Below are 8,053 nucleotides of genomic sequence, written 5' to 3' on the forward strand. Positions count from 1 at the left end.
CGATGAGGGAGCCGACGACGGCGGCTGCCGTGACTGCGGCGACGAGGCCCCAGTCGAGGCTCACGGTGGTGAGATAGCCGGCGAGCCCGGCGAACGATTTCATGGCGATCACCACCAGTGAGGTTCCGACGGCGATGGGCATGGAGAGTCCGCCGAGGAGTGCCAGCGCGGGGACTACGAGGAAGCCGCCGCCTGCGCCGACCAGTCCGGTGACGAGCCCGACGATGAGCCCTTCGATGATGACCTTGCCGATGGGTAGTTCCCCGTTGTGGGTGGTGGCTGGCGCCTTGTTTTTCCGGCCGCGGATCATGGCGATGGAAGTGGCGATCATCATCAGGGCGAAGGCGATGATGAGGATGGTGCCGGGGATACGTCCGCCGAGGAGGCCGCCGCCGAAGGCGCCGGCCATTCCGGCGGCGCCGAAGATGAGGCCGGTGCGCCATTTCACGCGGCCTTTGCGGGCGTGGTCGATGGCGCTGACGGCGGAGGTCACGCCGACCACGAAGAGCGAGGCGGCGATGGCTTCCTTGGCGTCGAGTCCGGCGACGTAGGTGAGGATCGGTACGGTCAGGATGGATCCGCCTCCGCCGAGCAGGCCGAGCGAAAGACCGATGACCACTGAGAGGAGTACGGTCGCGAGCAGAGCAACGCTCATGGGGTGGTGTCCTTTCGGCAGAGGTGGGGCTTTGTATGGGTGGACCGGATGCCCTGCCCGATGGGGGACAGGCAGGGCACCCGGAGTCCTTGTCAGCTGCCGGTAGGGATCTGGTTGATCGCGGCAGCGGCGGTGGGTTCGCTGGCGGTTTTGTTCCACGGCATCTTCGACAGGGCGTTGCCCATGGCGCAGGTATTGGTGGCTGCGGAGAACGTCAGTCCGGTGCCGATTGCTCCGGCCAGCAGGCGCAGCTTCGGTGAGACGAGCTTGCCGGCCAGCAGTCCGGCGAGCACGAGGGATCCGGCGGTGAGGCGCACCTGGCGTTCCAGATCCCAGCGCTGGGCTCCGCGGACAACGTCGCCGCCGGCAGCGGCGAAGCCGGGCACGCCTCCGGTCAGGATCAGCGCCGTATCGATGCCGACGCCGTCCAGGCGCTGGCGTGCCTGCTCGGCGCGGACGCCGGACTGGCAGACCAGGACAACCCGCTGCCCCAGCCGTTCGGCCAGCTCATCGGTGTGCTCGGAGAGCAGGGGAAGCGGAACGTTGTAGGAGCCGCGGATGTGCATGGTCTCGAACTCTGCGGCGGAGCGCACATCAACGATGATCAGGTCCTCATGCCGGGTGATCCAGTCCCGCAGGGTTTCAGGATCGAGGGCGGTCACGGTGGAGGTGTTGGAAGCCAAGGGTTTCCCTTTCGAATGTCAGCGGGTTGAACTGTCGTCATCAATCCTGCCACATACCCCAGGGGGTATGCAACAAACCCTAGGGGGTATATACTTGGGGAAGGTAATTCGTCTTCCAGGAGGATCTTGTGCAGCTCGACACCACTGAACTCACGCCGGTCATCAACCGGCTCAAGCGCGCCACGGGGCAGCTGACGGCGGTCACGCGCATGCTCGAGGAGGGTCGGGACTGCAAGGACGTCGTGACCCAGCTCGCGGCCGTGTCCAAGGCGCTGGACCGCGCCGGGTTCGCGATCATCTCCTCGGGCCTCGAACAGTGCATGGCCGAGGGCGGCAACACCATGGACAAGAAGGATCTGGAGAAACTCTTCCTCGCACTGGCTTGAGCCTCACCTGTTCCCGCTCGGCGGCGAGTGACTACTGCGCCGTCGCGTGGGTTTCATACATGCGGAGAGCAACCACGAGGGCTGCGGCGGCACTGAGGGCCGCGGCAGCCCATACTGCTGCGTGCAGGCCCGCGACATCTGCCATGATTCCGCCGATGACGGCGCCGAAGGCGTAGCCAAGGTCCCGCCAGAGCCGGTAGATGCCTACCGCGCGTCCCCTCCAGGCCGGTTCGGCGACATCTCCGATGGCCGCCAGCAGCGTCGGGTACACCATGGCGGTGCCTGCGCCCAGCAGTATGGTGCCGACTGCCCAGCCCGGAAATGTGCCGGCGAGTGCGATGACGGCGAGCGCCGCGGACTGAAGCCCCATGCCTGCGGTAATGAGGCGTTTGCGGCCGTAGCGGTCCGAGAGTGCGCCGGTCGCCAGCTGACCCACACCCCAGACACCCGGATAGAGCGCGAAGAGGAGCGAAATCTGTCCCAGCGACAGGTCGGCTGTTGCGAACAGGAGCGGAAACAAACCCCAGGCGAGACCGAAGTTCAGGTTGTTGACCAGTCCGGCCTGGCTCGCGGAGGCCAGCGCCGGTTCGCGCCAGGTGCTCAGCGCGAAGATGGTCCTACTACTCAGTGCAGTGCCCTCACGCAATAGTGGGTGGGGGGTGCGGTGGTGCTGTTCGAGGGTGGCATGGCCCTGGGTTTCCCTCACCAGCAGCGCGGAGAGCGTGAGTCCCAGGGCCACGTAGGCTGCGCCGAGCAGGAACGGTGCCGGGCGTAGGCCGTAGGTGGCGGCGAGGTGCCCGGCCAGTAGGGATGTAATGGCCACGGCGCCGTAGCCGGCGGCTTCATTGAGTCCCATGGCGAGTCCGCGTTTATCGGGGCCGACCAGATCTATTTTCATCACGACCGTGGTTGACCAGGTCAGTCCCTGGTTGATGCCCAACAGGACGTTCGCAGCGACCACCCAACCCCAGTCCGGAGCCAGGATGAGCATCACGGGGACCGGCACGGCAAAAAGCCAGCCGATCAGGAGGACGGGTTTACGTCCGAGCCTGTCAGCGAGGATTCCGGCGGCGTAGTTGCTGGCTGCCTTGGTGATGCCGAAGGCGGCGATGTAGGTGAAGATGACCGTGTAGCCGGTCAGGCCGAAGTCGTCGGCGGCGAGCAGAGGCAGCACCGTCTGCTGCTGGCCGACCACACCTCCCACCAGTGCGTTCACGGTGACCAGCAGGGCGAACTGGGCAGCGTTGGCTCTTAAGCCGAGTGTGGCCGTCCCGGCCAGTTCATTGCGGGTCATCCAGTCCTCCAGGGGTTGTCGGGGTGGGCACGGCAATGGGCCCGCGCATGAAGCAGCGGACCCATTGCCTGTCGGTGGGGTCGGGCTGGTTAGCTGACGGAGGATGTTTCCTGGGAGGCGTTCCATGCTTCCCAGCCTGCGTAGCTGCCGTCGAGTTCGACGACGTCGTACCCGGCGCGGCGCAGGGCGCTGGCTGCGACGGAGTTCCGGACTCCGCTCTGGCAGTAGGTCACGATGGTGCCCTCGGAGGGGAGCTGGTCCTGGTGCCAGAGGACCCGGCCGGCGCTGAGTTGCGCTGAACCCGGGATGTTGCCGGCGGCGTGTTCGGTCTTGTTCCGCACATCGAGCAGCAGTGCAGGCCTGAAATTCTCGAGGTCAGCTGGTGCGAGTACCTTCGGTGTGGTGATCGGCAGTCCGTCGAGGGTGGGTGTGAACCCGGTGACGTTGTCGATACCGACGCGCACCAGGTGATCCCACATCTCCTGGGCCGATTCCTGGTCCGGGGCCAGCAGGACCAGCGGCCGGTCATCGGTTTCCGGGTCGTAGGCCCAGGCGCCGAAGCTGGCCACCTTGTTACCGGCGGGGATGTTCAGGGCGCCGGTGACGGTTCCCTGGTGCACCTGGCCGTTGGGGCGGGTGTCAACGAAAGTGACCTTGTCAGCGGCGAGGTCGCCGGCAAGTGAAGCGTTGTCCAGTTCCGGCAGTTCACCGCGGGGGCCCGTTACGTCCGGGCCGAGGCGGTTCTGTCGCTTCATGCGCCCGAAGTAGGCGTGGGCGTCGGGCTGGCCGTCGAGGAGTTCGCGGACGAAGCCTTCCTCGTCATTGGCTGCCAGGTAGGGCCCCCACCAGGCATAGAGGCGTTCGTAGCCCACCGTCGTGGAAGGGATCGCGCCGAGGGCCTTGCCGCAGGCGCTGCCGGAACCGTGGCCGGGGTAGACCTGCACGTGGTCGGGCAGGGTCAGGAACTTTTCCCGCAGGCTGGCGAAGAGCTGCTTCGCGCCGACAAAGCGGGTGTCCTGTCCGCCGGCAGCCTCATCCAACAGGTCAGGCCGGCCGAGATCGCCCGAGAAGACGAAGTCGCCCGAGAGCAGGTAGCCGGGCTGGTCGCTGAACGCGCCGTCGGTGATCAGGAACGCAAGGTGTTCCGGGGTGTGCCCGGGAGTGTGCACGGCCTTGATGGTGATGTTTCCCGAGGTGATGGTGCTGCCGTCGTAGAGCCGCTCAGCGTCGAAGCCGTACTGCCAGTCCTCGCCGCCCTCACCGGAAACGTACATCGCGGCGCCGGTGGCCTCGGCCAGCTCCCGCGTGCCGGAAAGGTAGTCGGCGTGGATGTGCGTTTCGGTGACCGCAACGATCTTCATTCCGTTGGCCGCCGCCAGCTCCTGGTACGGGGCGATGTCCCGGCGGGCGTCCACCACCACAGCCTCGCCCTTGGCCTGGCAGCCGATGAAGTAGCTGGCCTGGGCAAGATCCTCATCATAGATACGTTCGAGAAGCATGATCGTCCTTCCGTTTGTCCGGTTCTGATACCTAGGGGGGTATCGCTCTGACATTCACCATAATACCTAGGGGGGTATCCATGCAAGCCCCCTTGGATTGGATGTAAATACCCCTAGGGGTATAGTGGTCAAGGAAAGTCTGCATCAACGAAAGGAACCACAATGTGCCGGACCACCACGTGCATGTATTGCCGCAAGACCACCTGGAGTGGCTGCGGCAACCACGTCGACCAGGTCATGCGGAGCGTGCCCAACAGCGAGCGCTGCACCTGCTCGACCGTCAATCCGCGCGGCACCACCCGCGAAAAAGGTTCCGCGGGTACCAGTTGGCTTGGCCGACTGTTTGGCCGCTCGCGGGTGTAACAAGAGAGCTCTGGCGACAACAGGGCACCAGCCCGCCGTCGCCGTCGTTCTTCCTGTCTTTTAAAGTTGTTGAACAATCCCTTGCCAACATTGTTCAACAACCTGTATCGTCACTGGGGACGATAATTGTGACTCCAGTCACCCCGACGTTACGGACGGACCCATGACAGAAGGCAGCACCAAACTCGAAATGACCTCCTCGGCGCGGCGGACAGCCCTGCTGGGTGCAATGTTCCTGATGGCCACCAGCGCCATCGGTCCCGGCTTCATCACCCAGACCACGGTCTTCACGGCCCAGCTTGGTGCGGCGTTCGCCTTCGCGATCCTCGCCTCCATCCTCATCGACATCGCCGTCCAGATGAACGTCTGGCGCGTCATCGGCGTCTCCGGGCTGCGCGCCCAGGAGCTTGGCAACCGGGTGATTCCCGGCGTCGGTTACTTCCTGGCCGGTCTGGTGTTCCTGGGCGGTGTGGTCTTCAATATCGGCAACATCGCCGGTACCGGCCTCGGCGCCAACGCAATGCTCGGCGTCGATCCGAAGATCGGCGGCGCGGTGTCCGCGTTCGTGGCCATCCTGATCTTCCTGAGTAAGCGGGCCGGCATGGCGCTGGACCGGATCGTCGTGATGCTCGGCGCCGTGATGATCCTGCTGATGATCTACGTGGCCATCGTCGCCGCTCCGCCGCTCGGTGACGCGCTCAAGAACACCTTCCTTCCGGAGCAGGTCGACTTCCTCATCATCACCACCCTGGTGGGCGGCACGGTGGGCGGGTACATCACCTACGCCGGCGCGCACCGCATGCTGGACTCCGGTGCCACCGGCGTTGAACACGTCCGGCAGATCACCCGCAGCTCGGTGATCGGCATCATTGTCACCGGCGTCATGCGGGTCCTGCTCTTCCTGGCGATCCTCGGAGTGGTGGCCGGCGGCACCGTGCTGAGCAGCGACAATATGGCAGCTGAGGCGTTCGGAGCCGCTGCGGGCGAAATCGGGATGCGGATGTTCGGCATCGTCCTCTGGGCCGCAGCCATCACCTCGGTGATCGGCGCCTCGTTCACCTCGGTCTCCTTCATCACGTCCTCCAAGACCGCGGAGCGTAAGCGGAACCTCATCACCGTCGTCTTCATTGCCTTCTGCGCAACCATGTACCTCGTCCTCGGCCAGGCACCGCAGCAGCTGCTGATCTTCGCCGGTGCGTTCAACGGGCTCATCCTTCCGGTCGGCTTCGGGGTACTCCTCTGGGTGGCCTGGCGGCGCCGCGACCTGATGAACGGCTACGACTACCCGAAGTGGCTGCTCATTGTCGGTGTGGTGACCTGGCTGCTGACCCTGTTCCTAGGCTGGAACTCGGTTCTGGGACTGGCGCAGCTGTGGTCGGCATGAGCCGCATCGCCGATCGCGGCGCTGCGACCCCGGCCGAGGCACGGGCGGCCTTCCGCGACGGACTGCTGGAGCCGACGTCGGGCTGGTCCCGTGGGTATGCGCAGGCCAACGTGCTGGCGATCCCGCGCGCACAGGCGTTCAACTTCCTCCTGTTCGCCCAGCGGAACCCCAAGTCGTGTCCCATCCTGGGTGTGCTCGAGCCGGGGGAGACCGCCGGGCCGCTGCTTGCCGGCGGTGACATCCGCACCGATGTCCCGAAGTACACGGTGTACCGCGACGGCGAAAAGGTCGACGAACCGACGGACATCACCGGCCACTGGCGCGACGATCTGGTCACTTTCCTGATCGGCTGCTCCTTCACCTTCGAGGCCGCACTGCAGGACGGCGGCGTCCGGATTGCGCACATTGACCAGGGCGTGAACGTGCCCATGTTCCGGACCAACCGTGAGTGCGCGCCGGCCGGCGCCATGTCCGGCCCGCTGGTGGTGTCCATGCGTCCGGTTCCTGCAGCCCAGGTAGCCGACGCCGTCCGCATCACCTCCCGCTATCCGGCGGTCCACGGCGCACCGGTGCACATCGGCAACCCGGACGAGCTGGGCATCAGCGACCTCGGGACGCCGGACTTCGGTGAGGCCGTCCGCATTCCGGAGGGTCACCTGCCGGTGTTCTGGGCCTGCGGCGTGACCCCGCAGGCGGCGGTGATGCGTTCACGTCCGCCGCTGGCGATCGGCCATGCACCCGGGCACATGCTGATCACCGACGCACGGGACAGCGACTACCTGGTGCCCTGAGCGCCCCTTCCCTGGGAACTTTTGCGCACGTTTGGTGACTCCGACGCCGTCGGGGCCACCAGTCGTGCGCAAAAGTTCCGGAGGTAGGGCGTAGGGGCGGAATCCCCGAGGTTCCAGACGGCCGGCGTTCGACGGCCCGGGGGGTTCGGGAGGCGTTACCCCCTCGGGGGTTTCAGGGGGCGTTACCCTTCAAGGTGGGCAAGCAGCTCGGCTTCGGCGGCGTCGAGGTACCCGCGCAGCTCCGCCGCCGCCAACTCGTTCTCACCCGCGCGCAGCCGCTTCACCAGCTGCGCGTTGCGGTCAACGTAATAGGTGTGGAAGTCCGGTGCGGACGCCATGGCATGGAACACCAGCCGCATCTCCGCGAGCACCCGGTCCATCAGCTCCCGCAGCGACTCACTCCCCGTCAGCGCCACCACGGCCTCGTGGAACGCCTGGTTGGCGTTGGCCATGTCGGGCACCGAGCCGGCGTCCCGCGCGACCCGGGCGCGCCGGATGATGGCTTCCATTGCGTCGAGCTCCTCGATGGACGGCCGCCCCCACAGCACGGCCGCGGGTTCGATGGTCCGGCGCACCCGATAGATCTCCCGCACCTCTTCGACGCCCGGGGACGCGACAAAAACGCCCCGGTTCGGGATCCGCGTCACGATCGACTCGCCCGCCAGCGTGGTGAACGCCTGCCGCAGCGTATTCCGGGACACCCCCAGCGACGCGGACAGCGACTGCTCCGACAGCTTGGACCCGGGCGTCAGCTGCCCCGCCGCGATCCGCCCCCGCAGCACCGAGGCGATCCACGCCGTCGTATGTGCGTGCTCAGCCTGCCGCTCCACTTCAGTGCTCATGAAGCAACGGTACCCAGAACTTCACCGCGTACGACGGCGGCACCCGGCTGCTGCTCCCCGCACCGGAAGGTGCCGGCGGAGGAGGCAGAAACCACCGTCTCCATCTTCATCGCCTCCAGCACGGCGAGGGGCTGGCCGGCGCTCACCTGGACGCCG

At 66.2% G+C, this 8,053-nt stretch carries 8 protein-coding genes; 3 read left to right on the top strand and 5 right to left on the bottom strand.

The window, feature by feature from the left end:
• Both X803_RS20105 and X803_RS0113625 read right to left on the bottom strand, forming a co-directional pair.
• Window positions 1-655, bottom strand: a 655-nt coding sequence (locus tag X803_RS20105) for a sulfite exporter TauE/SafE family protein (RefSeq protein ID WP_084033770.1), incomplete at its 3' end; no start/stop codon positions are given.
• Between the two features lie 92 nt (window positions 656-747).
• On the bottom strand, window positions 748-1,338 hold the full coding sequence (locus tag X803_RS0113625; RefSeq protein WP_026545553.1) for a rhodanese-like domain-containing protein: 591 nt from the start codon (window positions 1,336-1,338) through the stop codon (window positions 748-750).
• Window positions 1,339-1,466: 128 nt separating this feature from the next.
• Between X803_RS0113625 and X803_RS0113630 the strand changes: the two genes are divergently transcribed.
• A complete protein-coding gene (locus X803_RS0113630) occupies window positions 1,467-1,724 on the top strand; it encodes a metal-sensitive transcriptional regulator (RefSeq protein WP_026545554.1) in 258 nt (85 codons plus the stop codon).
• A 31-nt stretch (window positions 1,725-1,755) separates the two neighbouring features.
• On the opposite strand, the gene X803_RS0113635 is transcribed toward X803_RS0113630, so the two are convergent.
• Together X803_RS0113635 and X803_RS0113640 are read right to left on the bottom strand one after the other, a co-directional pair.
• Window positions 1,756-3,018 (bottom strand): MFS transporter, encoded by a 1,263-nt coding sequence (locus tag X803_RS0113635; protein ID WP_026545555.1) that lies wholly within the window; start codon window positions 3,016-3,018, stop codon window positions 1,756-1,758.
• An 89-nt stretch (window positions 3,019-3,107) separates the two neighbouring features.
• The gene (locus X803_RS0113640; protein ID WP_026545556.1) at window positions 3,108-4,517 is read right to left on the bottom strand and encodes an MBL fold metallo-hydrolase; all 1,410 of its coding nucleotides are present in this window, start codon (window positions 4,515-4,517) and stop codon (window positions 3,108-3,110) included.
• A 526-nt stretch (window positions 4,518-5,043) separates the two neighbouring features.
• On the opposite strand from X803_RS0113640, the gene X803_RS0113650 reads away from it, so the two are divergent.
• Both X803_RS0113650 and X803_RS0113655 read left to right on the top strand, forming a co-directional pair.
• Window positions 5,044-6,264, top strand: coding sequence for an NRAMP family divalent metal transporter (locus tag X803_RS0113650; protein ID WP_026545557.1), 1,221 nt, complete (start codon window positions 5,044-5,046; stop codon window positions 6,262-6,264).
• Window positions 6,261-7,055, top strand: coding sequence for a putative hydro-lyase (locus tag X803_RS0113655; RefSeq protein WP_026545558.1), 795 nt, complete (start codon window positions 6,261-6,263; stop codon window positions 7,053-7,055). Before X803_RS0113650 ends, X803_RS0113655 begins: the two co-directional genes overlap by 4 nt.
• Window positions 7,056-7,237: 182 nt before the next feature.
• Here X803_RS0113655 and X803_RS0113660 read toward each other — a convergent pair whose 3' ends face one another.
• Entirely contained in the window at window positions 7,238-7,897 is a 660-nt protein-coding gene (locus tag X803_RS0113660) for a GntR family transcriptional regulator (protein ID WP_026545559.1), read from the bottom strand.
• Window positions 7,898-8,053: the final 156 nt, after the last annotated feature.

Source organism: Arthrobacter sp. 35/47 (assembly GCF_000520475.1).
In the GTDB taxonomy this organism is placed as follows: domain Bacteria; phylum Actinomycetota; class Actinomycetes; order Actinomycetales; family Micrococcaceae; genus Arthrobacter_D; species Arthrobacter_D subterraneus.